Source organism: Variimorphobacter sp. HTMS_6 (assembly GCF_059717775.1).
Genome location: NZ_AP046094.1, coordinates 1,790,756 through 1,817,596, shown reverse-complemented (window position 1 = coordinate 1,817,596; position 26,841 = coordinate 1,790,756). Strand labels below are relative to the sequence as shown.

The window sequence follows — 26,841 nt, the reverse complement described above, 5'->3', positions numbered from 1 at the left end:
TCCTTAATATGATGCTTGTGGAACAAATATTAAATAGATAATCACTAACACAGGGGGAGGAACTGCCATAGTGATTGAATAAAATTATTTGTTTTACTAAATCTTAAAAATCTAAGTAGGAGGAGTAATTATGAAAACTAACAGATTAATTTATTTTGTAAGTATGGTATTATTACTGAGTGTAATTGGTTTGGCCTGTGGTAAAAAAGAGACGGCAGACACGAATGCAAACATAACAAAGGAAGCTCAGGGGAGTGGTGATGTAACACCAACGAAACCCGTAGAGGCAACGAAGGCACCTGAAAGTGGTGATAATTCACCGTGGAAATTATTATCAGCATCTACCGTAGAAACCGCTGTATTTTATGCTGGCTTTTTGAATGAATCACAAGGTGTAACCGTAGGATATGAAGGAGCAGTTAGTTATACATCAGATGGTGGGAAAACATGGACAAATGCCAATGTGAAGCCATCGGCGTGTAGATATGGTTTGGATTATTTGGATAAATCTTATCTTGTTTCCATCGGAAACTTTGGCGTTAATATGTTTTCAAAAGATAATGGAAAAACATGGTCGAAGCTTGGAGATTTTCCTCTAAAAAGCGGCAATCAGTATAACAAATTTTTATCAGTAATTGATCAAAAGAAAATGTATATAGGTGCGCCGGAAGCGCTTGCTGTAACATCGGATGGTGGTAAGAGTTGGAAAGAGATTGACCTGCCAAAGGATTGTAAATTTATCGCAGGGATGTATTTCTTGAATGAAAAAACCGGTTATATAGTAAGTATGGATGGAACACTATTCAAAACAACCGATTCCTGTAAAACTTGGACGAAGCAAACTTTGGATCTGTCAGGAGAAGCAATTAATAAGTCTTCCATGCCTTCTGTAGCGATAAATTTCAAAGATGAGAATAACGGAACGATTATCTATACAACCAAGACTTATAAACTCGTAGGTATTACAACAAAGGATGGTGGGGCTACGTGGGAAACTGTTCCGATGCCAAAGGTGAATGGTATGGCTCCTTATTTATCAAAGGACGGAAAATACCTTACCATTTCATCAATGACGAAGGATATTAGTTTGTTTCAACTAAATCAATAATGAATGATATAAGATAATATAAGCATAATTTGAGGCTGTTGCAAAATAAATAAATTGTAGGATAAAGATGTATTGTCATAACACTCGGTTTGGAAATACAAAACATTAACATGTATACCAACCTGTGTATAAATCAATATATGTTGTTCCCCAATAGAATTATTTATTTTGTAACAGCCTTTTCATTTATTTATATAACCAGGTATGTATTTCGCGATATTGGGAGGGTGACATTCCGGTTATCTTTTTGAACGACCTGACAAAGTGTGAGGTGTTTATAAAGCCTACACGGAACATAATTTCAGACACTTGAAGGGCAGTATCTTTAAGCATTGCCATCGCCAAATTTATTCTCAAGCGAATCAAATAATTCATGACAGTATATCCGGTTGCTTCTTTGAAATTCTCATTTAACGATGTTCGATTGATATTAAATAACTCTGCAAGTTGTTGAAGCTGAAGCTTCTCCTGGTAGTGGTTTAGTAGGTACACGATAATATCATTAATGTGTTGATGCTTATCAGAAATAGTAATTGCTTCATCGGTAATTGGTTCAATGTAGATTCGATCAATAACCAATAATAATTCTAATAAATAAGATCTTGTACGACAGGGCCAATACCAGTCTCTTTGATCATTTAATTCTTTCTTTATTTGTTGTAAGATCATTTCAATTCGATGAGACGTACCGGAATTTATATTCATGATTCCATTATATTGCGACATTCGTTGAGTAAATGCATTCATCCAAGCCGCTTCCTGAGGATCTCCCTCCAGGTATATCTTTGGTTGTAGTCTGAGTGACTGATAATTATAAGCTGGATTAAGGAATTCGGGATGAAAGACAAGTTCTACTGTTTCGCATTTTTGTGATGGGTGAACTTTATAAATTTCTGTTTCATTTCGGCAACACAGTGTTGGAGCGACAAAAGGGGTAAATCCATCCGATGTTTCAATCATACCGGAGCCTTTCGATATAAGAATGAGTCGAAACCGGTCATCAATATTTTCTTCACAATACTTCGCTTCTTTGATAATTACAGGGACTTCTGTTCCTACATAGAAGTTGGTGCCTAATGTTGAATATTTCATGTAAATAACCATACCCTTTCTTATATTAGTATGTAAAATCATAGTTTTCAGTCTATTTTCCATAGGAATACAAAAAGTTTATATTGCTAAGATAATAATGCATTGGAGATTTGTTGTCAAGAATATGACTTTTAACTGATTTTTACCAGTATATGAAGTACATTATGCTAATCAAAAAATAATTATACTAAGATAATAAATACTTTGTAATTTAAATATATGCATTATATAATGGTAATAATAAGCAGTATATATTGCTTGTTAATGATTGGATTATGCGACATATGGAGGAAAAACTGAGATGACAATCAATCGTAGTAAAGTAGTAATAGTTGGTGCAGGCCTGGTAGGCTCATCGACAGCATTTAGCCTGATTACACAGGGTATTTGTGATGAGGTTATGATAATAGATATAAATCGTGACAAAGCACGTGGTGAAGTAATGGATTTATGTCATTGTGTAGAATATTTAAATCGTAATGTAAAAGTATCAGTTGGTGAGCTAACAGATTGCGCGGATGCTGATATTGTAGTAATAACAGCAGGTGCTCCACCGAAATATGGACAGACCAGACTTGATACCTTAGAATTATCCGCTAATATTGCGAAATCAATCGTAGAACCAATTATGGAATCCGGATTTCGTGGGCATTTTATTGTAGTATCAAATCCCGTGGATATTATTGCGTATTATGTATACAAATTATCCGGACTTCCTAAAAATCAGGTAATCGGTACCGGCACGGCGATGGATTCGGCTAGATTAAAGCATTTTATCGGTGAATTAATCGGAGTGGATCCAAGAAGTGTACAGGCTTATACGATGGGTGAGCATGGTGACAGCCAGATGTGTCCTTGGTCACATGTGACGGTTGGGGGCAAGCGCTTTACAGATATCTTAGAAGATAATCCAGAATTTAAGAATACAAATCTGGATGATATCGTGAAACGTGTAACCAGAGTAGGATTTGATATATTAGAGGTAAAAGGCACAACCTGTTATGGTATCGCGACTGCAGTAGTGGGAATTATAAAAGCAGTCATGAATGATGAAAATAAAATTATCCCCGTCTCTACTTTATTGGAAGGAGAATTCGGTGAAAGTGATGTATTCTGTGGGGTGCCGGTAATCTTAAATCGAAACGGTGTACAAGACGTAGTTGAGGTTCATTTAACTCCGGAAGAGCAGGAAAAATTCAAGCATTCTGTATCAGTAATTAAAGAATATTCAAAAAAGCTTAACTTATGATGTTCCTATAAATATAATTTAAAGGAGGACTGTTCTATGCAAAAAATAATACCTCATTTATGGTATGACAAAGAAGCACGTGAAGCAGTAACCCGTTATACCAAATTGTTTCGGGATTCAAAAATCCTTCATGTTACAACCATTACTGATACACCATCAGGCGATTCGGAGATAGTGGATTTTCAACTTGCGGAAATGATGTTTTCATCGATCAGTGCAGTGCCATATTTTAAATTTAATCCATCGATTTCTCTTATGATAAGATGTGATTCAGCAGAAGAAGTAGATATTTTATATAAGGAACTACGTAAAGGCGGATCCGAGCTCATGCCACTGGGAGAATATCCATTTAGTAAACACTACGCATGGATCAGTGACCAATACGGACTGAATTGGCAGTTAATGTTTAATGAGAATCGGAACGAACATGCAAAAATTAGGCCTAATTTGTTATTTACAGAAGAGATGTGCGGAAAAGCAAAAGATGCAATTGAATACTATCATTCCGTATTTGCGGATTCGAAGATTGGACATATCAGCTATTATGTTGAAGGGGAGGCGCAGGATTCTAGAGCGAAGATCAATTACGGAGAATTAAATATCGGTGGTACAGAGTTTGTAGTTATGGATCATGGGTATGGCGGTGATTTTTCCTTCAATGAAGCAATTTCCTTTATGGTACCCTGTAAGGATCAGCAGGAGATTGATTATTATTGGGATAAACTTTCATTTGTCCCGGAAGCTGAGCAATGTGGATGGGTCAAAGATCAATTTGGAGTATCCTGGCAGATTGTTCCGGCTAATCTGAATGAAATCTTGATGCAAGGAACGGAAGAGGAAGTACAGCGAATAACGAAGGCTTTTTTGCAAATGAAAAAGTTCGATCTTAAAGCTCTTGATAAGGCACGCTTGGGGTGATTTTTGGTATGATAATTATTTTTACTTGATTTATAGTAAGGCACTGTTCAAATGGTATTCCTATAACTTTGTTAAAGTCTATAGGATACAATTTTGATAGTGCCTTATATTTTATCAGTATCATGTTTTATAGTAAAATAGTAATTGAACCCTACTCTACGGAGCGTTGATTGAAAGTATTGATTTCATATTTTAATATATAGTAATGGAGGGCAAAACGTTGGATTGTATGAAAGTTGGTGCGTTGTTATACAAACTTCGTAAGGAAAAAGGAATGACCCAAAAACAGATCGCTGACATGATGAGTATCAGTGATAAAACAATATCAAAATGGGAACGTGGCTTAGGATGCCCCGATGTATCCTTACTAAAGGAGCTCTCTAATATATTTGAAGTAAATATTGAAAAGATACTGGAGGGTGAATTGGAGAATAATATAACAGATTCCGGTAATTTAAAACGGATTAAATTCTATGTATGCCAGAGCTGTGGAAATGTAATCAATAATTCCGGTAATGGTAATATATCCTGTTGTGGTAGAAAGCTAACACCTCTTAAGGGACAGCTTGCATGCGAAGAGCATACCCTTAATATTGATGAAATAGAGGAAGATTATTATATTACATTTGAACATGATATGACCAAATCACATTATATTTCTTTTGTTGCGTATGTAAACGGTGATCGCTTATTATATTTTAAGTTATATCCGGAACAATCCCCATCCGTTAGGTTGCCAAGATCACTTGTCGGGAGACTTGGAGTAAAGCAGGGCGGTAAGCTTTATTATTATTGTACTCAGCATGGATTATGGATTTATTAAAGTAGTTTGATTGCAGAATAATATGTATTAAGTATTAAATAACACCTAAGGTTAAAGCCTTTGGGTCTGAAAGGTATCTAGAATTATGAATGAATTTTCAAAAAAGGAATTAAGAGATAATTATAAAAGCAGAACAGTAGTTGGGGGAATCTATTGCATTAAATGTGATGGAAATGGACGAATGTGGATTAAGTCGACAAAGGATTTAAAAGGCCAAAAGAATAAATTTGATTTCTCGATTATGACAAACAGCTGCCTGGATAATACGATGAATTCAGAGTGGAATAAGTATGGAGCCCAGTCCTTTTCGTTTGCAGTATTAGAAGAGATAGAAAAAGGTGATACATAGACGGATAGAGAATTTAAGCAGGATCTTGATTTGCTGTATGAATTATGGCTTGAGAAAATGAAGGACTAATATAGAAAGAATTATTCAATGATGCTATAAAGTTGTTATTGCAAGATCAACATAATATAAACATGTTTGTATTATGTTGATCTTGTGATGACATTTTTTACAAAAGCTTTTAGTGTAGCATATTTTATGCTCTGATAATAATATCTTCCTTTCTCGGTTTTGGAGCTGGTAGAGTCATATTACTATACCCGATGGTACAGGATCCAACACAGCTATAATCGGCAGGAACGGAGTATTCTTTTTGTAAATTCCTCCCGCGTTCGGTCTTGAAAAACTGTGGAACAACGTGAATCCAGCAAGAGCCTAATCCAATGATATGGGAAGCGTTTAACATATTGCCGATGGCAAGGCTTCCGTCTTCAACTGGGGCACAGGAATTGTTATCAGTGAATACGATAACTAGGGTTGGCGCATGATAGAACGCATTTTCACCCAGACCGAATTCCTGATTGATCTCGTCTAGAAGTTTCTCCATAGCTCCATCTCGCTGTACAACGACAAACTTCCATTTATAATCTCCCATACCGCTAGGTGCATATTGTCCTGCCTCTAAGATGATGCTCAATTCTTCTTCTGTAATTTGTGCGACCTTATAGCTTCTGATACTTCTTCGTTCTAGCAGAGTTCTAATTTTTTCTTTCATAGTGAAAACCTCCAAAAATATTTTCTAATATTATAATAAATGTAAATTAGATATTTACAAGTACGCACTTTAATGTAATAAGGTAACTGTTTGGTAACTTGTTTTATTCTACTTGTGGTAGATTTTACATTAGTGTATAATGTAGATACATTGTTACATAGGGAGGTTTCTATGAGAAAGATTTGTCCTTGTCCGGTAGAAGCTACCATTACCTTGGTTGGTAATAAGTGGAGAATATTGATTATTCGTGATCTTATAGATGGTTCAAAGCGTTTCAATGAATTACAGAGGTCTGTAGGAGGTATCAGTCAAAAAGTGTTAACGGAGAATTTACGTACCTTGGAAGAACACGGACTGGTAGATCGTAAGGTTTATAATGAGATTCCACCAAGGGTGGAATATTCCTTAACAGAGACTGGAGTGAGTCTTGAGCCGATGATTACATTTATGAAGAACTGGGGTAATGAATACTTAACAAATCGGAATTTAATAAAATAACAAATTAACAATAGATAAATGTTTATAAAAGGGGCTTTAGCAAGAGTAATTGCATAGGCCTCTTTCTGTTTCAGGGACACGAATTATCGGTTAAGATAATATGGTTTTACTATAATATAAAACATTGATACGGTAATATGTATTTGATATAACTGTCATATAAAGCTATTAATTATATCCGGACAACCTACAAGTAAAAGTTATCCTAATATATAATGTAAATCTATAAAGGGGGGGAAACATGCAGATTACAGAGGAAATATTTCTACTTGATTGCTCAAAAGGTAGTCGTGTATATCTAGTCAAAGGGCAGGAGATGATTTTAATCGATAGCGGATTACCCGGTTTAGCTACAAAAATACTTACGGAATTAAATCAATTGGGTGTTTCAATTAAGGATATCAAGAAAGTACTGTTAACACATCATGATATCGATCATATTGGTAATGTTAAATTAATTCAGGATAAAACACAGGCACAAGTTTGGGCGCCTCATCTGGATATCCCATATATAAGAGGTGACAAGAAGCGAGAAGGAATTAAGAGAATCCTACAACTCGTTATTCATCCAGAGGAACCAAGCATAAGCGGTGATTATAGTATATGTAATAAATTTGGAGAGATTAATGCGGTACATGCTCCTGGACACACACCTGGTCATACAATTTTTCATTATAAAAATGCTGTATTTACCGGTGATTTATTTCGTGTCAATCACGGAGTAATTAAAATTACTCCTTCCTTTATGAATTGGGATCATGCAGCGATAAAAAAATCGGTTGAGTTATTAAGAACAATGGATTTTGAATGGATTTGTCCGTCCCATAGTAATCCGGTAAAAAGAAAAGATTTAAAAATAGAGTTTTAAAATCATATAATATGGAACACACGTATTTTTTAATAGAAAAAAATATATGGATTAGTAAAATCACATTATTTAGTGATGATAAAAAGGAGCACAACATGTTAAGAAGTCAGGAATTAAGAGTGAAGGCACCGGAGATGGATCCGCTTCGTATCGGAATGGGATGGAAAGTTGAAGAGTTATCAAAACCACAGATTATCATTGAAAGCACCTTTGGACATAGTCATCCCGGAAGTGCACATTTAGATGTTTTGGTTCAGGAAGCATATCAAGGTGTTATGGATAACGGTGGAAGAGCGGCGAAGTATTTTGCGACCGACATCTGTGACGGTCAGGCACAGGGGCATGACGGTATGAATTACTCTTTAGCATCCAGGGAATATATCGCTAATATGATTGAAATCCATGTTGGTGCAACTCCATTTGATGCAGGCGTTTTCATTGCCAGCTGTGATAAAGGTATGCCCGCGCATCTACAGGCGATTGCAAGACTTGATATGCCGGCGGTGATTTTAACCGGTGGTATTATGCAAGCAGGACCGGATATGTTGACACTAGAGCAGATCGGAACTTATAGTGCTAAATTTGAGAGAAATGAAATATCAGAAAAGGAATTTGAGTACTTTAAGCACAACGCTTGCCCTTCTTGTGGGGCATGTTCGTTTATGGGAACCGCAAGCACGATGCAGGTGATGGCTGAGGCACTTGGAATGGCAATGCCTGGAACCGCTCTTATGCCTGCAACAGCACTGGAGCTAAAGAAATATGCCGGACAGGCAGGAGAACTTGCGCTTAAACTAGCTAAACAGAATTTAAAGCCATCAATGATCATGACTAAGGAAGCCTTTGAAAATGCAATTATGGTACATGCTGCGATTGCAGGCTCTAGTAATTCTTTGATTCATATTCCTGCGATCGCATATGAACTGGATATCGACATTAATCCGGATACCTTTGATGAGATTCATCGTAAAATTCCGTATATACTTAATATCAGACCAAGTGGATTTTACCCAGGAGAGTATTTTTGGTATGCAGGCGGGGTTCCAGGTATAATGGAAGAAATTAAAGAGCATCTTCACCTTGATGTTATGACGGTAACCGGTAAAACATTGGGTGAAAATCTGGAAGATTTAAAGAAAAGTGGATTTTATGAAAGGTGTTACAAATATTTAAATGAAAGAAATATTAATAAGGAAGATGTGATAAGATCCTATGAGAATCCAATTCAAAAAGAAGGTGCAATTGCAATTCTAAGAGGCAATCTTGCACCGGAGGGAGCGGTTGTTAAACATTCTGCAATCTCAAAAGAGATGCTTCAAGTAGTACTTAGAGCACGACCGTTTGATAGTGAAGAAGAAGCCATCGCCGCAGTTTTAAAGAAGGATATTAAGCCTGGAGATGCTGTATTTATTCGCTATGAAGGACCCAAAGGCTCCGGTATGCCGGAGATGTTCTATACAACGGAAGCGATTGCATCTGATCCGGAACTTGCATCCACTACCGCATTAATTACGGATGGAAGATTCTCGGGAGCGACAAGAGGACCAGCGATCGGACATATATCTCCTGAAGCAAGTGAAGGCGGCCCAATAGCATTTGTTCAGGAAAATGATTTAATCGAGATTGATATCCCTTCAAGAAGTATCAATATAATTGGAGTGGATGGTAAGACCTGTGCCAAAGATGAGATTGATGAAATCTTAACGTTAAGAAAAACAGCTTGGAAGAAGCCTGAGCCAAAATACAAAAAAGGAGCATTAGCGGTCTATACCAAGTTAGCCGTATCTGCTATGAAGGGCGGTTATATGCTGTGTTAATATATACTTATATAACATATTCACGTAATGTATATCGATCGAGGTATTACTACCTCGATCTTAAACCAACACATATATCAGGAGGTAAAGTATGATAAAAGCAACAGACGATAATAGATATTATCAATTGACCGACCCTACGAGTCTTCCTAAGGCCTCCGGTTTTTTATGGAATGAATCCATGATGATACAGGCAAATTGCAGAGGATATGCAATCGCCCAATTTATGCAACCGGAGCCTGCAAAATATTCTCATTCTCCGAATCTGGAAGCTAAAACCTTTATGCAACCGGAACAGCCATATTATGCACATCATCCGGGTAGATTTGTATTTGTTAAAGATGAGGAAAGCGGTGAAGTGTTTTCTGCACCGTACGAACCGATGCGGGTGCCCTATGAAGAATATAATTTTTCCGTAGGTAAGGATGATATTATATGGAAGTTAGCAAGCGGCGGCATTCAAATCGAGATGAAATTAAGCCTTCCCAAAGAAGATCCGATGGAGCTTTGGACAATTAAGGTTAAAAATTTATCATCGAATCATCGTAGAATAAGCATATATCCGTATTTTACAGTTGGTTATATGTCTTGGATGAACCAATCCGGCGAATTTCATGAAGATTTGCAGGCTATTATTTGCTCTTCCATTACACCATATCAAAAATATGCAGATTATTATACAATAAAGGAATTTAAGGATCAGACATTTCTATTAGCCGAATCAGAACCAAATTCCTGGGAAGTAAATCACGAGGTGTTCGAAGGAGAAGGTGGAATCACGAATCCTACCGGAGTTAAGCAAAAGTTATTATCAAAAGGGGATGCTCGTTATGAGATGCCTGTAGCAGTGATGCAATATCGCCTTGAGTTGGAACCGGAGCAGGAAGAGGAATATCGCTTTATATTCGGTCCTTCAAAAGATAAAGAAGAGGTTGGAAATATACGAAAGAAATATTTCCAAAAACGCGATTGGAGCGGACGAGATGGTTTTCAAATTGAGCTTGCAAAATACAGGGAATATATTGGAGAAGGAGTGGGTTGCATCGAGATCAATACTCCGGATAAGGATCTTGATAACTTTGTAAATCACTGGTTACCACGTCAGATGTATTATCATGGAATTACCAATCGTTTGACAACGGATCCACAAACTCGTAATTATCTACAGGATAATATGGGTATGAGCTATATTAAGCCTCAGGTTACCAGAGATGCTTTTTTGCTTGCATTAAGTCAGCAAAAGCAGAACGGCTCTATGCCTGATGGAATTATTCTTCATGAAAATGCGGAGTTAAAATATATAAATCAGGTACCTCATTCTGATCACTGTGTGTGGCTGTCCATTTGTCTTGGCGCTTATCTTGAGGAGACAAATGATTATTCCATTCTTGATGAAAAAGTACCTTTTAGTGATTCTACAGAAATCGTATCTATATATGAACATATTAACCGTGGTATGGATTGGTTGATTAACGACAGAGATGAGAGAGGACTTAATTATATTCGTCAGGGAGATTGGTGTGATCCGATGAATATGGTTGGCTATAAAGGCAAAGGGATATCGGGGTGGTTAACAATTGCTACTGCATATGCTCTTATTATATGGGCCGATATCTGTGATAAATATGGTCATTCAACAACTTCAAAGATCTTTCAGAAGGAAGCAGAACAAATGAACCAGATCATAAATATCTATTTATGGGATGGGGATTGGTACGCAAGAGGAATTACTGATGATAATGTAGTATTCGGCATCAGTGATGATAAGGAAGGTAAAATATACTTAAATCCACAGGGCTGGGCGCTGCTTAGCGGGGCTCCGAATGAGATTCAGAAGGAAAAATTGCTGAGTGCAGTAAAGGAGCAGTTAGAAACACCTTATGGAGTAGAGAAATTAGCCCCCTCCTATACGTCGATGAGGGAGGATGTCGGACGTGTTACGCAAAAGCATCCCGGGTCAGCGGAAAACGGAGCGGTGTATAACCACGCTGCAGCTTTCTATATCTATGCACTTTACCATGTCGGTGAAAAGGAGAATGCATATCGATTACTACGTAAAATGTTACCAGGCTCTGATACCGAGGATATTATCCAAAGAGGACAGCTTCCAGTCTTTATTCCAAATTATTACCGTGGAGCATATCGGCAGATACCTAGAACAGCAGGACGATCTAGCCATCTGTTCAATACAGGTACCGTTTCTTGGTATTATCGTTGCCTGATTGATGGGTTATTTGGATTACAGGGCTGTGTTGATGGATTAAGGGTGAATCCGCAGCTACCGCTCGAATGGAAATCAGCGCAAATAAAACGTAGTTTTCGTGGTGCCATCTTTGATGTTAAAATTATTCGAAAAGAAGACAACGAGGAAACAGAGGTTTACTTGGATGGAAGACCGGTTGAGGGGAATGTAATTAAGAATATTCAGAGCGGTGTTCATTACAAGGTTTTGGTATATGTGTAAAATGTAATAATTAAATATTCTTTGTTGATATAAGAATAATCGTTATAAATTGAATAAGCAGTTAATATAGAGCATGTTATATCATGAAATTATCAGTTAAAATACCATTAAATGGACTGTTAATAATGAGATATAACATGCTTTTTCTCTAAACAAAAATATGTAAATTATTGATGAATTGATAGTTTTTTTCACTTTCATATAGAAATGTGAAATTATTTTACATACATTTCACATAAGTTTTTCATAATTAACACAAAGTACAATTGAATTTCAAAAATAAGTGTGATAATATTGTTAAGGTTGTATTTCTTCAAATAGTTACATCGCTATTTGAGCCAAAGGCGGCCAAGTACATATAGCATTATGCTAATCTTATCATGAATAAGATTCAATGGAGGAAAAGTTATGAAAACAAAGCCAGATAAAATTATGTCTTTATTATTGGAGATCGCTCAGAATTTAAAAGAGTGCGGTGATACCTTCAGTACATTTGAAATTGCTTCAACGACTGATCTAAAGGTATTTGCTGAAAAGATTAAAGACTACGAGAAAAAAGGGGATACCGTAGTTCATGCATTGAACGTTGAATTAAATCATGCATTCATTACACCACTTGATCACGAAGATATTTTAATGATCGCTGAGAAGATGGATGATGTTGTTGATGAATTAGAAGAAATCGCTATTTATTTTGATATGTACGGATTAACGGAAGCAGATGAGTATATGCTCGAGTTCAGAAAGAACATCGGTGTTTGTACTTCTGAGTTACTTATTGCAATTGAGCTTCTTGCAACGAAGCAGATCAAGAAGATCAGAGAACATACTATCAATGTAAAAACACATGAAGAGATCTGTGATAGCACGGAGCGTCAGGCAATCAGAGAACTATTTACGAAATATACAGATGCCGTTAAAATTATTCAGTTTAAGGATCTGTATGAGATGTTAGAAAGCTCCGTTGACGCATGCCAAGCCGTTGCTAAGACTTTGGACATTATCGTAATGAAGAATATGTAGGAGGACAAATATGTTAGTTACTATTGTAATTGTTCTTCTGGCATTAACTTTCGATTTTATTAATGGTTTTCATGATACAGCGAATGCAATTGCTACAACAGTATCAACGAAAGCATTAAAACTGAAATATGCAATTATTCTTGCAGCAATCTGTAACTTCTTAGGTGCTATATTATTTACCGGTGTAGCTAAGACGATTGCGAGCGAGATTGTTGACTTAAATACGGTGGCAAATGGAACAGCTATAATGATGGCAGCCATGATCTCCGCAATTGTATGGAACTTGTTCACATGGTATTTCGGGATTCCAAGTAGTTCCTCCCATGCGTTGATTGGATCCTTAGCAGGTGCAGCATTAGCAGATGCAGGTGTAACTGCAATTAAGTATCATGGATTTGAAAAAATTATATTATTCCTGATCTTATCCCCGCTTTTAGCACTTACGGTTGGTTATATTATGTATTCTATTATTAAGATTCTATTTAAGAAGGCTAACTTGGGACAAGCAAACCGAGGCTTTCGATTGTTTCAGATATTAACTGCTGCACTACAGGCTTTTTCCCATGGTACGAATGATGCTCAAAAGTCAATGGGTATTATTACGATGGCACTTGTAATTGGTGGATATCAAAAAGATATGACAATCCAGCACTGGGTTCAGATAGCATGTGCAATGGCTATGGCATTAGGAACAAGTGTTGGTGGATGGCGTATTATTAAGACAGTCGGAACTCAGATTATGAAGCTTAAACCGGTAAATGCAGTAGCAGCTGATTTATCTTCTACAATAATCATTCAAGTTGCAACCTTGATGCATCAGCCAGTTAGTACAACTCATGTAATTTCTTCATCCATCATGGGTGTAGGTGCTGCTAACCGTGTGAAAGGTGTAAAATGGAGCACAGCTAAGAGAATGGTATCCGCATGGGTTATTACCATCCCGGTAACAATTATACTCTCTGCTGGAGTATTTTCGATATTTAAGCTTTTTCTATAATATATATTAAACTAATCTAGTATATTTTTAGATAGACAAATGAGCTGTTACAAAATAAATAATTTGTAACAGCTCATTTATTCTGTTGAAAAACTTATCATCAAAGTGTATAGTTATATGAAGTCTATAGAAATATAACAATTTATGTAAGCATGTTTTTGTGAAATATTGTTATTCTATCTACTGAAATAACATTAAGTACTAATCTACTTATATTAATATTATTATGAGTCAGGATGTGTAAAATATGAAGAAATCAAAGCGTATGATTATTACGAATATATCAATCATTATTGCGGTAATACTTAATTCATTATTGGGGTTGGGTAACATACTATTTACGCCTTATCAGCGTTTTCAATTCTTACATCGAGTTAAGGATTATTATTCTTTTTTTATACCTAGGGATCTTGCAGTTCACAGATTGTTGTCAATTATTGTTGGCTTTGGTTTCATTTTCATTAGTTATCGTCTGTACAAAAGAATGCGAATGGCTTGGGTAATATCGATTTGTTTTTTAGTGGCTTCTGTTATTATGCATATCACAAATCATACCCGGTTATCCATGCATATTGCCGTTATCGAATTGATCATTATTTTAATTTTGACGTTGAATTACAAAGAATTTAAGAGAGCCTCCAACCCAATCAGTTTACGGAATGGAATGCTTATGGCACTTTTAGTGTGCGCTCTAGTTTTTCTAAATACTTGTTTTACGATTTTTGTATTGAAGATGAGAATAACAAGATTACATGATATGGAATGTGCATTTCGCTATACGCTTAAAACATTATTTTATATTGACCCGAATATTCTTGGAGATTTATCAAATAGAGAACTATTCTTTGTGAAATCCTCCATTGCGATTAATTGGATTGGTATCATAACAATATTAGCGTTTATATTAAAACCATTAATTTATCAACCAATTATAACTGCAATCGATAAAGAGAAGGTGAGAAAGCTATTACATCAATATGCAGACAATCCGATATCGTATGTGTCCTTGGAAGATGATAAAAAATATTATTTTGGAAAAAATGTAGACGGTGTAATTACCTACGTAATAACTGCCGGTGTAGCGGTATGTGCCGGAGACCCGGTCAGCTCAGTAGAAGATATGCCGCTCCTCATTACTGAGTTCATAACCTATTGTAAAGAAAATGAGCTAAATATCTGCTTCTGTCAAACCATGGGTAATAATCTAACATTATATTCGCAATTAGGGTTTGGGTATATAAAATACGGTGAAGAAGCAATGTTTGATCTGGAAAACTATCAACTTAGTGGTAAAAAAACAGCAAAGATACGTCAAGCAATTAATCATGTTGCTGCTTATGGAGTTACTGTATCGGAGTATAAACCTCATGAGAAAAGGGATAAAGCAATTGAAAGCCAGATACATCATATTTCGAAAGAATGGCTGGATAATAAAAAGAGTAGCGAATTAAGCTTTATGTTGGGGTCGATATCCTTGGAGAACCCAATGGATCGAAGATATTTTGCTGCATATGATAATGAAAACAATATGCTTGGATTTATTGTATTTGTTCCGTTCGAAGGCGGAAAAGGTTATTACGCAGATGTGACAAGACGTAGAAATGATGCACCGATTGGTGTTATGGAGAAAATAACCATAGAAGCATTTGCACAGATGAAATCAGAAGGAGTAAAATGGGGCACTCTTGGTCTTGCGCCACTAGCAAATGTTGCAGAAGACGGAAAAAGGGCCAGCAAAATATTGGAGTTTGTTTATGAAAATCTGAACAACTTTTATGGGTTTAAAACCTTACATCAATATAAGAAAAAATACGGACCAACCTCCTGGGAGTCCAGATATCTTGTATTTTATCCAAAAATCTTTACTCCTAAGATAGCGTACTCGGTCATTAAGGCACAAAATCCTAAGGGTGTTACTGATTTTATATTAACGCAGCTTAAATCAATATTTTAGATAAAAGTGATATTGTCTCTTACACACGTGGAGTAAAGTATATTCTTCCAATCAGTGTGTGTGAAACAATATCACTTTTTAAAATTGTGTAGATATTTCTTTTTATATCAAAGTACTTGAACAAAATAAGCCGGGCTTTGAGGGGGAATACTCATTGTCTGGAACGTAGCATGCTCAACATTCACCATCTTACCTGGTTGGACATTGGCTAATGGAATGTTCCTACCATTTTGATCAATTATTGTTGTGTCTTCAGAGATTGTAAATATGAACTGTTCGTTGATATCATATGGATTACCTGTGGTAAGAAAACCATTATCCGTATCTACACTTACTACACGATCAACTGTGATAGCTACACCGAGTTCGTTTGCTAATACGATAATACGATAAGCATTAGACTGTGGAGGAATACTACGGGTCATTGCTGAAGAGAATTCAGCATCGATACGCATTCCATTTGCTAATTCATCTATGTTCATAGGTTCACCATTTTCACTTATGATCATCGTATTTCTGCTGATATTTAGCCTGATTTGATCAAGAGTATTCTGGCCATTCTGATCCGAATTGCCAATTGATATCAAAATATATCCGGATCTATTATTATTTACATTTACCTGCTCAATTACAGCGTTTTCAACTCTCATAACATTTTCACTTAGTAACTGTAATCCCTGTGATGACATTCCAAATTGATTCATAAAAATCACCATACCCTTCCTCATATTAATCTAAGCAGGCATACACTTTGTAATAGTTCTGCCTGCCCATTGTGTTGGTTAGTGCCTGTGAATTATGTTTTTCAAATTCACAATAATTTCTTTACTGATTATGTTTATCGCTGATTATGTTTATCACTAATTATGTTTATCATTGATTATGTTCTAATTCTATTATATGCAGCATAGAATAGAAGTTCCGCATCGACAGAATAGAATCCCTATCAGATGAAGTTCCTTTTTTCATGTCGTTTCTTGTTTTTTATGGATAGATACTTGTATTATTCTTTTTTCAATATATAATATAACTATTACATTTAGAAAGTGAAGGTCATTTGAATGGAAAATTTCGTTTTTTATAGTCCGACTTATTTTGTATTCGGTAAGGGAGAAGAGAATAATACCGCTGAGTATGTAAAACGCTTCGGAGGAAGTAAGGTGTTAATTCATTACGGCGGCGGATCCGTTGTTCGCTCCGGGTTACTAGATAGAGTGAAAGCATCATTAAGCAGTGAAGGTATTGAGTTCGTTGAATTGGGAGGGGTAAAACCTAATCCTAGAAGTGGTTTGGTTTATACAGGTATAGAACTATGCCGTAAAGAGAAGGTGGATTTTGTTCTTGCTGTCGGCGGAGGAAGTTCCATAGATTCAGCAAAAGCGATTGCAGCGGGTACTGTTTATGAAGGAGATTTTTGGGATTTCTATCAAGGAAAACCTGTAACAAAAGCGTTACCAATCGGTACAATTCTCACAATCGCTGCGGCAGGAAGTGAAGGCTCTCCAAATACCGTTATTACGAATGAAGAGGGAATGTATAAGCGTGGAGCGTCAGGCGAGGCATTACGTCCAAGCTTTTCAATACTAAATCCCTCACTGACACAGACACTTCCTCCTTATCAGATTGCATGCGGTATCACTGATATTATGGCGCATTTGCTTGAGAGATACTTTACAAATACAAAGGAAGTAGAAGTTACAGATCGTTTGATCGAAGGCTTATTACTTACTATGGTCAAAGAAGGACCGCGTGCGGTAAAGAATCCTGATAATTATGATGCACAAGCAAATGTTATGTGGGCAGGAATGATGGCACATAATAACTCCTGTGGTGTGGGTAGATCCCAAGACTGGGCAAGTCATGACATTGAACATGAGCTTTCAGCAACTTACGATTGTGCACACGGTGCCGGTCTCGCGGCAGTATTCCCTGCTTGGATGGCATATAACATGAATCATAATGTAAATCGATTTGCTCAGCTTGCAGTTCGTGTATGGGGCTGTCAGATGGATTTTGAAAATCCTGAAAATACTGCGAAAGCAGGAATAGAAAACTTTAAGAGATTTCTGCATTCAATTGGGATGCCTTTGACCTTTAATGAGCTTGGTGCCAAGGAAGAAGATATTGAAAAAATGGCGCATACCGCTTGTTTTGGCGATGTTCGTAATGGAACAGTAGGTAATTTTGTAAAATTGAACGAGACTGATGTAACAAACATTTATCGATTAATGCTATAAATATAAGTAACTAAATCGCTGTAGAATTATTCTTTTTACTGTATGATTTGAGTGAACCGAAAGTTATAAGGACTTTTGAACACCCTAATCATAATTAGTGAAAAAATATTCTACAGCGATTTTTTTATACAAAAATATACAAATTTATTACAGTTAAATATTTACATTGTAATCCAGTAGTGGTAATATATGCATAAAACATTTATCAAATATTGTAAGAAACACTATACAAAAGAGAGTATAAATGTACAAAGGGGAATATTATGAGTAAAAATATTTATAACTTCAAAAAAGCTGATTTTGTCTCAACCTGTATTATATTGGCCGTGTGCTTGCTTACTACGATTTATAACTTTGTTGGAAATACAATATCCGAAGGAATAGATCTTTCAATTCCTGTGTTTACTACTGCAATTGTGGTTGTAGTGCTTTTTTTTATTCCCATACCCAGTCAGGTCAAGGGCTTTATCTATAGCATCATTATCCTTGCTGCCTCTGTTATGGCACTAATTGATGATTCTTCGGATCAAAGTACCAATTTCACAATCTCTGCATCCATCGTTATATTATGTCTTTATTATTCCTCTAGATTATTAATTTCATATTGCGTAATTCTGAATGTTACATATGTTGTTATTTATTCGATTGATAGCAAGATACTATTCAATATGGAGAGACCGGTCAGCTTTTTACTATCCGCGTTGTTAATGATTAATAGTATGTTTTTAGTGATTTATTTTTCAAATCGTTGGGGTAGTAGTATTATTAAAAAGGCAACAGCGAAAGAAAAAGAGGTAAATGAGCTATTATCCAAACTGCAGATAACAATCAGTGGCGTGGAAGATACCTCTTCGGTTTTAATTAAGAATGTATCACAATTAGATCAGAATATGAATTCTATTGTAGAGTCAAGCCAAGAGACGAAAAAAACAATGCATGAAATCGCAGTCGGAACCGGTCATCAGGCAGAAAGTATTTTTGAAATAAATAGTAACATGTCGGAAGCAATCAATGAGGTACATTCAACGAAGGAGATTTCAAAACAGATATCCTCAAATTCTAAGTTGATATCAAAAAAAGTAGCTGGTGGCACTGAAAAGATGAAAGCCATGAGCGAAAAGATGAATACGATAAATAATGCAGTTAGTGCTGCTCTTTCTACCGTGACCGTTCTTCAGACAAATATTGAGGTGATTAACAGCTTTTTAGAGGGAATCTCTCAGATATCGCAACAGACCAATCTTTTATCTTTAAATGCATCCATAGAATCAGCAAGAGCAGGAGAACATGGAAAAGGATTTGCAGTTGTGGCAGGGGAGGTTCGCAAGCTTGCCGAGCAAAGTGCCTCAACTACTACAAAGATTCAAGAGATCACTGATATCATATCGGAAAACTCCGCAGATGCGGTGGATACAGTAAATAAAGGAGAGCAAGCCGTTATTGCGGGTAATCAAGTATTGAATGAAGTTGTAAAATATTTTTCGGAAGTTGAAAGTGCAATCAATGAAACTTTTGAACTATTGGAAACAGAGAGACAAAAAATCGCTAATATTCTGGATCGCTTCATTCAGGTACAGGAGAGGGTAGGTAATATTGCAAGTATATCTGAGGAACACTCCGCCTCGAATGAAGAGATTCTGGCCACGATAGAGAATGAAAACAGCGACATACTTGAAATCAAGAGAGCAATTCATGAAATTAAGAGTATGTCGATGCAGTTAAATGAAATGATATTATACTCTACCGGTTATGATATAAATTAAACAATTATAAATTGGTAATTAGGGTAGCTTCGCATATATAATACCAATATTAGAAAAGTAGTTAGAAGGAATACAATCGCATATAATAGTATCATAGTATTAACGGGAATAGAGGGGATTTCTATAGAAGAAAGAAATTCAATACCACCAACTATTCGTGATAATCCAAATCCCTCAAAATACTCTACTCATTTCAATGTGTTCTTTCATATCAAAGTACCGTGCACTATCATAGGAGAGAATCAAATAATAGCGGATAAGGTTGACGCATCTATCTTAAAGCATCAATTAATTACAATAGGGGAACCAGGTACCCAAGAACAGATTATAACAGAAAAAAAGTTATTGTTTGATGGTTTGATATTTATTAATCTTAATTTAAACTGCTCAAAAAAAAGCAAAAAAATTTATGTAGTAAAAAAGAAAGTGTTTTTTAATCATTTTGTTAGTGTTCCATTTGATGCGAATGATGAGTTTGGTGATAAGCTTGATTGTACTGTGGAGGATGTGACATATAGTCAATTAAAGAGAAGAAAATTAAAGGTTACAATAGCATTATATGTTGAATACTGTGCTTAACGGTATGGTTGATGAAATTGATATGAAATGATAAAATAAATTTATTCATTAAGCAAGAACATATCAATAAAAATCATATCATACTAGGAGGATAAATACTATGAATGAGAATACAAAATCTTTTACTAATGTAGATGAATATATTAAACAATTTCCGCCTTATATTCAGGACATCTTGAAGGAGATTAGGGAAATAATCGTTGGGGCTGCACCTGAAGCTGAAGAAAAAATCAGTTATCAAATGCCCAGTTATTATTTAAATGGTTATGTGGTACACTTTGCTGCGTTTAAAAAACACATTGGTTTTTATCCAGCACCTAGCGGCATTGACGCATTTCAAGACGAGTTATCAAAATACAAAAGTTCGAAGGGGGCAGTTCGGTTTCCGATTGATCAACCGATCCCTCTTGATTTAATTCGTAGAATTGTGAAATACAGAGTGATTGAGAATATAGAAGCTTCAAAATTAAAGAATAAAAAGTAATTTTATTATCATTAAAAAGAATATCCGCGGGACATAGTACTGTCCCGCGGATATTCTTTTTACTTCATCTGCTGCCATATTAGGAGGCCCGGCTCTATAATCAGGAAGGATTATCGCCTGTTCATTAAAGTTTTAAATGCAGTTGTTATTTGCTTCTAATATATTATATTAACATTTGGCGATTTTGCTTGTTGTTTTGGAAGGAAACATTTCGCATAATCCGTTCTTTCCTTACCCTACTGTTAATATAATAAGTTTACATGTGTCTTGTCAGATGGATATTCATGTGCTATAATCGTGGAAATATCCGTAATAAAGGAGGATAATAAAGTGGATACAGTCATAACACGGATACAGGAGTTAAAAAAAGAAAAGGATGCAGTTATTTTGGCACATTATTATACTGATGGCGAGATTCAGGCACTTGCAGATTATGTCGGAGATTCTTATTACCTTAGTAAGATTGCGACGGAGGTTCCTCAAGATACTATACTATTTTGTGGGGTATCCTTTATGGGAGAAAGTGCAAAACTTTTAAACCCTCATAAAACTGTAATTATGCCGGATAGCTATGCGGATTGTCCTATGGCTCATATGGCAGATATCGATAAAATTAATGAGGTAAGGAAGCAGTATGAGGATGTGGCTGTAGTTGTGTACATTAATTCGACGGCGGAAATCAAAGCCCATTCTGATGTATGCGTGACCTCTGCAAACGCGTTGAAAATCGTGAAAGAGTTACCAAATAAGAATATCTATTTCATTCCGGATGGCAATCTCGGTCGTTACGTTGCAAATATGGTTCCGGAAAAGAATTTTATTATAAATGATGGATTTTGCCATGTTCATACCAGTATCTCTAGGGACAATGTTGAAAAGGCAAAGTCAGCTCATCCGCATGCACTAATCCTGGCGCATCCTGAATGTACTTGGGATGTATTAGAGATCGCTGATTATATCGGAAGTACATCAGGTATTATTGATTTTGCCACAAAGAGCAGCTCAGAGGCATTTATCATATGTACGGAGATGGGGGTACTTTATGAATTGGAGCTGAAAAACCCGAAAAAGAAATTCTATTCTGTAGGACATAGACAGTTCTGCCCTAATATGAAACGAATTACGGTACAAAAAGTATTAGAACAGCTGGAGCTAATGAATAATGAAGTAGAATTAAGGCCGGAGCTTTACACCAAGGCTAATTTGCCATTGGAAAGAATGCTTGAATTGGCGAAATAAGAGGTGATATATCATGATGATAGAAACGGATGTTGTAATTATAGGAACCGGAGTGGCAGGCTTATATTGTGCGCTTAACCTACCTGAGGATAATAAGATAACATTGATTACAAAGAGTACGATTGAGATGAGTGATTCCTATCTCGCGCAGGGAGGAATCTGTGTACTGAAGCAGGAAGATGATTTTAACAGTTTTTATGAAGATACAATGAAGGCGGGTCACTATGAGAATAATCCGGCTTCTGTGAGAAAGATGATTCGAAAGTCCGCTCAAGTAATTGATGATTTGATCTGTTATGGAGTAGAATTTGAACAAAGAGACGGCAAACTTTTATATACAAAGGAAGGTGCACATTCGACATCTAGAATCTTATATCATAAAGATATAACCGGTCGGGAAATTACACAGAAATTAATCAACCAGGTGAGGGGTAGAAGCAATATAACGATATTAGAAGATACCGAGATGTTGGATTTAATCTGTTTCAATAATCGTTGTAATGGTGTTATACTGCGAACCAAGGAAGATCGAATATTAAGAGTGGATGCAAGTTATACGATTCTTGCAACCGGTGGGATTGGTGGATTATATCAGGATTCAACGAATTACCCTCATCTGACCGGTGATTCAATTGCGCTTGCAATAAAGCATAGGGTTTCGTTAAGAAATCTTAACTATATTCAAATCCATCCGACTACGCTCTATTCGAATACTCCGGGTAGAAGATTTTTAATATCCGAATCAGTGAGAGGCGAGGGCGGACACTTGTTGAATGCAAAGAAGGAACGCTTTGTGGATGAATTATTACCCAGAGATCTGCTAACACAGAAAATATTGGAACAGATGAATAAAGAAAAGAGTAGACATGTATGGATATCTTTGGCTCATTTATCCGGTGATATGATTGTCAGGCGTTTTCCGAATATATATCAACGCTGCATGGAAGAGGGAATTAATATTACAAAGGATCCAATACCAGTAACACCTGCACAGCACTATTTTATGGGTGGAATAGAGGTTGATCAATATAGTAAAACATCAATGGAGCGTTTATATGCAATAGGAGAAACAAGCTGTAACGGAGTACATGGTGCAAATCGGTTAGCCAGCAACTCCTTATTAGAAAGCTTGGTGTTTGGCAAGGAAGCAGCATTACAAATTTCTTCAACTTTTACATATAACAAAGATACCAAATCATTTATTGATTTTAAGAATTATGGAGATGTTGAGCAATTAAGAAGAAAACATCGTGAGATCGTATTAAAAGAGATAGAAAGGGTAAATCAACATGAACAACGAAATAACATTAAAATTAAATGCGGATGATTTGATTTTACAGGCCTTAAAAGAGGATATTACCGGCGAGGATATCACAACGAATGCGGTGGTTCGTACGAGTAAAAGAGGAATCGTTCAGTTAATATGTAAGCAGGATGGTGTTATCGCAGGGCTTGACGTATTTATGCGTGTCTTTACATTACTGGATCAGACAGCTAATATAAACACTTTTGTAAAAGACGGGGATACTGTAAAAAACGGGGAATTATTAGCTGAATTATCAGCAGATGTTAGAGCTCTTTTATCCGGAGAGAGAACAGCGCTTAATTTTCTTCAGAGAATGAGCGGTATCGCAAGTTATACCCGCATTGTAGTGGATATGCTAAAAGGAAGTAAAACAAAATTACTTGATACCAGAAAGACTACGCCGAATATGAGAATCTTTGAAAAATATGCGGTGAAAGTAGGGGGAGGATATAATCATCGATATAATTTATCGGATGGCATACTGCTAAAAGATAATCACATTAATGCGGCAGGTGGCGTTAAGGAAGCGATTATAATGGCAAAGGAATATGCTCCATTTGTAAGAAAGATAGAAGTGGAAGTTGAAAATTTAGAGATGTTAGGTGAAGCATTGGAAGGAGGCGCAGATATTATCATGCTCGACAATATGAGTAACGAGATGATGAAACAAGCAGTGGGAATGGTAGGAGACCTAGCACAAACGGAATGCTCCGGTAATGTAACAAAGGAAAAAATCGAGCAGTTGGTTGATATTGGTGTTGATTTTATCTCCTGTGGAGCATTGACGCATTCCGCCAGGATTCTAGATCTTTCTCTAAAGAATCTTAAGGTTATTGAATAATAGAAGAGTTACAAAACGCCCTGCTTCCGATAAAGATTGGAAGCAGGGCGTTTTAACACATTAAGTGTAACAGCTAGCAATTAGTATTTATCTTTTTTAATAATGTCAGTGATTGGGAAATTCCAATCGGAAGTTTGGAAATCATCGCTGCTCTCTTCTTTTCCATGTCCGTCACTTAAGCATACCTGCTGGTTTTGAAGAAGTTTCATGCAAAGATAAACAACAGATTTATCAGTATACTCCTGGAATTCCTCTTCGTTAATAAATCCATCAATCGGTGTTCCTCTGTCGTCGATATTAGCATCGAATACAGCACTCCACTCTAATTCACAGTAAACTGGCTCGTTGAATATTTCAATGTCTGATCTGTCAGCTTCTCTAATATTCTTGCCCATTCTATGCTCATCAAAATATCTTGCTACCATTGGAGGAAGATTAGGATGAATAATAGGTTTGGTGCAACCAAAATCAACCTTTGTATATGCTTTAAAAGGAATGTGTATTGTGGTATCTCTGATTGTGCCACCGATTCCATGACCTTTTGAGCAGAGTCTTGTAGCATATTCAATGTTTTTTCTGATATATCCTTCGATGAAAACCTTATCGGTCGGAGGAATGAATCTGCACTGGGTTAAAAATACTTGTTTCTCAACTCGTTTAATCTCATAAGCGACATCATTTAATTTAACCTTAGCTTCTGTATCGATCTGAACTACAAACTCAGAGAGTACTCTTGGGAGTTTAAATTCTTTTTTAAACCAAGGATAATTTTCTGCATTAGTAAGAGTATCGGATTTGAGAACAGCTGCATTACAAGCCGTTTCACCACCCGGACAAGGTTGATTACCATAAGATGCTATACTTACATTGTTCGTATGAAGATTACTCATATAATGACTCCTTTTTATATTATAAAATTTGGATACCAAATTTCATATCCTACAATATAATATTCAGTCACTCGAAAAATGTACTTATATTATAAAGAAAATTATATTATTATGTCATTAAAGATATTAATATCAAAGATAAGAAGTGATTATACGGTAATTTGCAACTAGATGCTAAAGAACAAAATCCTCAGAGATTTAACGCATGAGATAATCTTATTCGTTATACTCATTAACGAAAGTTAATTCACTGAGGATTTATATTGTGTACTAATGACGATATTATTTACAAAGATCACCGACAATTTGGTTGATTAATTTTCCGTCAGCTTTCCCTTTAAGTTCAGCCATTACACCTTTCATAATCATGCCTTTATTTTTTGTAGCAGCTGCTTCAGAAAAATTAGTAAGGATAAATGATCTGATTTCTTCTTCAGACATCATGGTAGGGGCATATTCTGAGATAATATCAAAGGTTGCAGTATATTCTGCTTTTAATTCAGTACGTTCAGCAGGACAGGATTCCATTTGCTCCTTTACAAGCTTCAATTCTCTGAGAATAGCGCGATCCACGAGTTCCTCTGGGATGGAGTCACGGCAGCCCTCATCAATAGCAAGCTTCTTTACCGCAGAGACCAAGGTGGAGATTGCATCCTTACGAACCTTGTCCCTAGCTTTCATAGCAGTGATCATATCTTTCTGTAATTGTTCCATTAACATAATAAGTACCTCCTAACTTGGGATTGGTTATATTTTGAATAAATTCAATATTATTCAATTGATAGAGACTAGTATATGGTAAATCTATTTATGAATCAAGGAGTTTTTATTTTATTTTATTTTACCTCTCCATAAAATCTCCATAAAAGTGGACTACAATGAATGCATATTTTAAATATGGAGGTAATTTTATGAATAATGCTATGACACATTATATGGAGTTGTTAGCAACCAGCCAGCCCTGGCATCTTTTGATTTTTATGGCAGTACCGGTTATTTGTGCTGAGACACTTGCAATAACTGAGTTAATGATCCTTTATACCAGAAACTTCACTGGTAAGGCAAGAACGGTAAGTAAAATAACTGGTATTTTTGCTGGACTATATTTTATGGGTATTTTTGTTTATCTGTTTATTAATGCAGTAATACCTTTGACACAGTCAGGCGAATGGAGAGGACCGGCTGATGTGATCGCAGTAGGTTTTTATTTGGCAGGAATTATTCCGTTTTTCGGACTGACTTTACTGGAACTTGGATTAATAGCAAGAAAGAAAGATCAACTTGGTAAGATAAAATTACATGCAATATTGGTTGGAATATTTTTAGTAGTAGCACATGTGGCCATGATATTCGGTATGATTAATCCGGATTTGTTAATGCTAAAGATGTAATAATAACAGGCTTCCTACAAAATGATTTATCATGATGTGGGAAGCCTGTACTTATTTTAAGCATAATAATTCTATATTATGAGGTGAAATGTCATTTTTTGAAATATTTTTTATTAAATCTGTAGAAAAACATCAAATCGGCTTGAAAAAGTTATAGTAATGGATTAATATTGATGTTGGATAAGTGTGATAATGCAAATACTAAATTGAAAGTGATGCCACGATTGGATATAGTGGAG

At 36.0% G+C, this 26,841-nt stretch carries 25 protein-coding genes and 1 riboswitch; of the genes, 20 read left to right on the top strand and 5 right to left on the bottom strand.

The features are described from left to right. Positions 1 to 130: 130 nt before the first annotated feature. Complete coding sequence (locus tag AC6IWN_RS08185; RefSeq protein ID WP_497991886.1) at positions 131 to 1,108, top strand: WD40/YVTN/BNR-like repeat-containing protein; 978 nt, start codon at positions 131 to 133, stop codon at positions 1,106 to 1,108. A 186-nt stretch (positions 1,109 to 1,294) separates the two neighbouring features. Here the strand turns inward: AC6IWN_RS08185 and AC6IWN_RS08180 are convergent, their stop codons facing one another. Continuing rightward, positions 1,295 to 2,200, bottom strand: coding sequence for a helix-turn-helix domain-containing protein (locus tag AC6IWN_RS08180; RefSeq protein ID WP_497991885.1), 906 nt, complete (start codon positions 2,198 to 2,200; stop codon positions 1,295 to 1,297). A gap of 301 nt (positions 2,201 to 2,501) precedes the next feature. Between AC6IWN_RS08180 and AC6IWN_RS08175 the strand changes: the two genes are divergently transcribed. The 4 genes from AC6IWN_RS08175 (at position 2,502) to AC6IWN_RS08160 (ending at position 5,539) form a co-directional block, all read left to right on the top strand. Then, complete coding sequence (locus AC6IWN_RS08175; RefSeq protein WP_497991884.1) at positions 2,502 to 3,449, top strand: L-lactate dehydrogenase; 948 nt, start codon at positions 2,502 to 2,504, stop codon at positions 3,447 to 3,449. A 36-nt stretch (positions 3,450 to 3,485) separates the two neighbouring features. Next, entirely contained in the window at positions 3,486 to 4,367 is an 882-nt protein-coding gene (locus AC6IWN_RS08170) for a VOC family protein (RefSeq protein ID WP_497991883.1), read from the top strand. Positions 4,368 to 4,587: 220 nt separating this feature from the next. Beyond that, on the top strand, positions 4,588 to 5,190 hold the full coding sequence (locus tag AC6IWN_RS08165; RefSeq protein WP_497991882.1) for a helix-turn-helix domain-containing protein: 603 nt from the start codon (positions 4,588 to 4,590) through the stop codon (positions 5,188 to 5,190). Positions 5,191 to 5,275: 85 nt separating this feature from the next. Then, a complete protein-coding gene (locus tag AC6IWN_RS08160; RefSeq protein ID WP_497991881.1) occupies positions 5,276 to 5,539 on the top strand; it encodes a GIY-YIG nuclease family protein in 264 nt (87 codons plus the stop codon). Between the two features lie 193 nt (positions 5,540 to 5,732). On the opposite strand, the gene AC6IWN_RS08155 is transcribed toward AC6IWN_RS08160, so the two are convergent. After that, positions 5,733 to 6,251, bottom strand: coding sequence for a nitroreductase family protein (locus tag AC6IWN_RS08155; protein WP_497991880.1), 519 nt, complete (start codon positions 6,249 to 6,251; stop codon positions 5,733 to 5,735). Positions 6,252 to 6,422: 171 nt separating this feature from the next. Here AC6IWN_RS08155 and AC6IWN_RS08150 point away from each other — a divergent pair, with 171 nt between their 5' ends. From AC6IWN_RS08150 to AC6IWN_RS08120, 7 genes are all read left to right on the top strand, one after another. Next, positions 6,423 to 6,749 (top strand): winged helix-turn-helix transcriptional regulator, encoded by a 327-nt coding sequence (locus tag AC6IWN_RS08150; protein ID WP_497991879.1) that lies wholly within the window; start codon positions 6,423 to 6,425, stop codon positions 6,747 to 6,749. Positions 6,750 to 6,990: 241 nt separating this feature from the next. After that, the gene (locus AC6IWN_RS08145; protein ID WP_497991878.1) at positions 6,991 to 7,617 is read left to right on the top strand and encodes an MBL fold metallo-hydrolase; all 627 of its coding nucleotides are present in this window, start codon (positions 6,991 to 6,993) and stop codon (positions 7,615 to 7,617) included. A 95-nt stretch (positions 7,618 to 7,712) separates the two neighbouring features. Then, positions 7,713 to 9,434, top strand: coding sequence for a dihydroxy-acid dehydratase (gene ilvD / locus AC6IWN_RS08140; RefSeq protein WP_497991877.1), 1,722 nt, complete (start codon positions 7,713 to 7,715; stop codon positions 9,432 to 9,434). Positions 9,435 to 9,525: 91 nt separating this feature from the next. After that, the gene (locus AC6IWN_RS08135) at positions 9,526 to 11,898 is read left to right on the top strand and encodes a GH36-type glycosyl hydrolase domain-containing protein (RefSeq protein ID WP_497991876.1); all 2,373 of its coding nucleotides are present in this window, start codon (positions 9,526 to 9,528) and stop codon (positions 11,896 to 11,898) included. 408 nt (positions 11,899 to 12,306) lie between these two features. Beyond that, complete coding sequence (locus tag AC6IWN_RS08130; RefSeq protein ID WP_497991875.1) at positions 12,307 to 12,921, top strand: DUF47 domain-containing protein; 615 nt, start codon at positions 12,307 to 12,309, stop codon at positions 12,919 to 12,921. Positions 12,922 to 12,931: 10 nt separating this feature from the next. Next, positions 12,932 to 13,918: an inorganic phosphate transporter gene (locus AC6IWN_RS08125; protein WP_497991874.1), complete on the top strand. Its 987-nt coding sequence runs from the start codon at positions 12,932 to 12,934 to the stop codon at positions 13,916 to 13,918. Between the two features lie 247 nt (positions 13,919 to 14,165). Beyond that, the gene (locus AC6IWN_RS08120) at positions 14,166 to 15,872 is read left to right on the top strand and encodes a bifunctional lysylphosphatidylglycerol flippase/synthetase MprF (protein WP_497991873.1); all 1,707 of its coding nucleotides are present in this window, start codon (positions 14,166 to 14,168) and stop codon (positions 15,870 to 15,872) included. Positions 15,873 to 15,979: 107 nt separating this feature from the next. Here AC6IWN_RS08120 and AC6IWN_RS08115 read toward each other — a convergent pair whose 3' ends face one another. Continuing rightward, the gene (locus AC6IWN_RS08115) at positions 15,980 to 16,588 is read right to left on the bottom strand and encodes a hypothetical protein (RefSeq protein ID WP_497991872.1); all 609 of its coding nucleotides are present in this window, start codon (positions 16,586 to 16,588) and stop codon (positions 15,980 to 15,982) included. 345 nt (positions 16,589 to 16,933) lie between these two features. Between AC6IWN_RS08115 and AC6IWN_RS08110 the strand changes: the two genes are divergently transcribed. The 7 genes from AC6IWN_RS08110 (at position 16,934) to nadC (ending at position 24,321) form a co-directional block, all read left to right on the top strand. Beyond that, complete coding sequence (locus AC6IWN_RS08110) at positions 16,934 to 18,109, top strand: iron-containing alcohol dehydrogenase (protein WP_497991871.1); 1,176 nt, start codon at positions 16,934 to 16,936, stop codon at positions 18,107 to 18,109. Positions 18,110 to 18,372: 263 nt separating this feature from the next. After that, the gene (locus AC6IWN_RS08105) at positions 18,373 to 19,872 is read left to right on the top strand and encodes a methyl-accepting chemotaxis protein (RefSeq protein WP_497991870.1); all 1,500 of its coding nucleotides are present in this window, start codon (positions 18,373 to 18,375) and stop codon (positions 19,870 to 19,872) included. A 198-nt stretch (positions 19,873 to 20,070) separates the two neighbouring features. Further along, positions 20,071 to 20,451: a hypothetical protein gene (locus tag AC6IWN_RS08100; RefSeq protein ID WP_497991869.1), complete on the top strand. Its 381-nt coding sequence runs from the start codon at positions 20,071 to 20,073 to the stop codon at positions 20,449 to 20,451. Positions 20,452 to 20,551: 100 nt separating this feature from the next. Beyond that, positions 20,552 to 20,935 (top strand): iron chaperone, encoded by a 384-nt coding sequence (locus AC6IWN_RS08095; RefSeq protein ID WP_497991868.1) that lies wholly within the window; start codon positions 20,552 to 20,554, stop codon positions 20,933 to 20,935. A gap of 37 nt (positions 20,936 to 20,972) precedes the next feature. Continuing rightward, positions 20,973 to 21,068, bottom strand: a riboswitch (NiCo riboswitch). Positions 21,069 to 21,265: 197 nt separating this feature from the next. Next, positions 21,266 to 22,174, top strand: a complete 909-nt coding sequence (gene nadA, locus AC6IWN_RS08090) for a quinolinate synthase NadA (RefSeq protein ID WP_497991867.1) — start codon at positions 21,266 to 21,268, stop codon at positions 22,172 to 22,174. Positions 22,175 to 22,187: 13 nt separating this feature from the next. Beyond that, positions 22,188 to 23,501 (top strand): L-aspartate oxidase, encoded by a 1,314-nt coding sequence (locus AC6IWN_RS08085; protein WP_497991866.1) that lies wholly within the window; start codon positions 22,188 to 22,190, stop codon positions 23,499 to 23,501. Then, positions 23,464 to 24,321 carry a carboxylating nicotinate-nucleotide diphosphorylase gene (gene nadC / locus AC6IWN_RS08080; protein ID WP_497991865.1) on the top strand — a complete coding sequence of 286 codons (858 nt, stop codon included), beginning with the start codon at positions 23,464 to 23,466 and terminating at the stop codon, positions 24,319 to 24,321. The genes AC6IWN_RS08085 and nadC overlap by 38 nt, the downstream gene beginning before the upstream one ends. 80 nt (positions 24,322 to 24,401) lie before the next feature. Here nadC and AC6IWN_RS08075 read toward each other — a convergent pair whose 3' ends face one another. Beyond that, positions 24,402 to 25,211: a CsxC family protein gene (locus AC6IWN_RS08075; protein ID WP_497991864.1), complete on the bottom strand. Its 810-nt coding sequence runs from the start codon at positions 25,209 to 25,211 to the stop codon at positions 24,402 to 24,404. Positions 25,212 to 25,493: 282 nt separating this feature from the next. After that, the gene (locus AC6IWN_RS08070; protein WP_497991863.1) at positions 25,494 to 25,931 is read right to left on the bottom strand and encodes a GatB/YqeY domain-containing protein; all 438 of its coding nucleotides are present in this window, start codon (positions 25,929 to 25,931) and stop codon (positions 25,494 to 25,496) included. A 191-nt stretch (positions 25,932 to 26,122) separates the two neighbouring features. Here AC6IWN_RS08070 and AC6IWN_RS08065 point away from each other — a divergent pair, with 191 nt between their 5' ends. Further along, complete coding sequence (locus AC6IWN_RS08065; RefSeq protein WP_497991862.1) at positions 26,123 to 26,602, top strand: DUF6803 family protein; 480 nt, start codon at positions 26,123 to 26,125, stop codon at positions 26,600 to 26,602. The last annotated feature ends 239 nt before the right edge of the window (positions 26,603 to 26,841 follow it).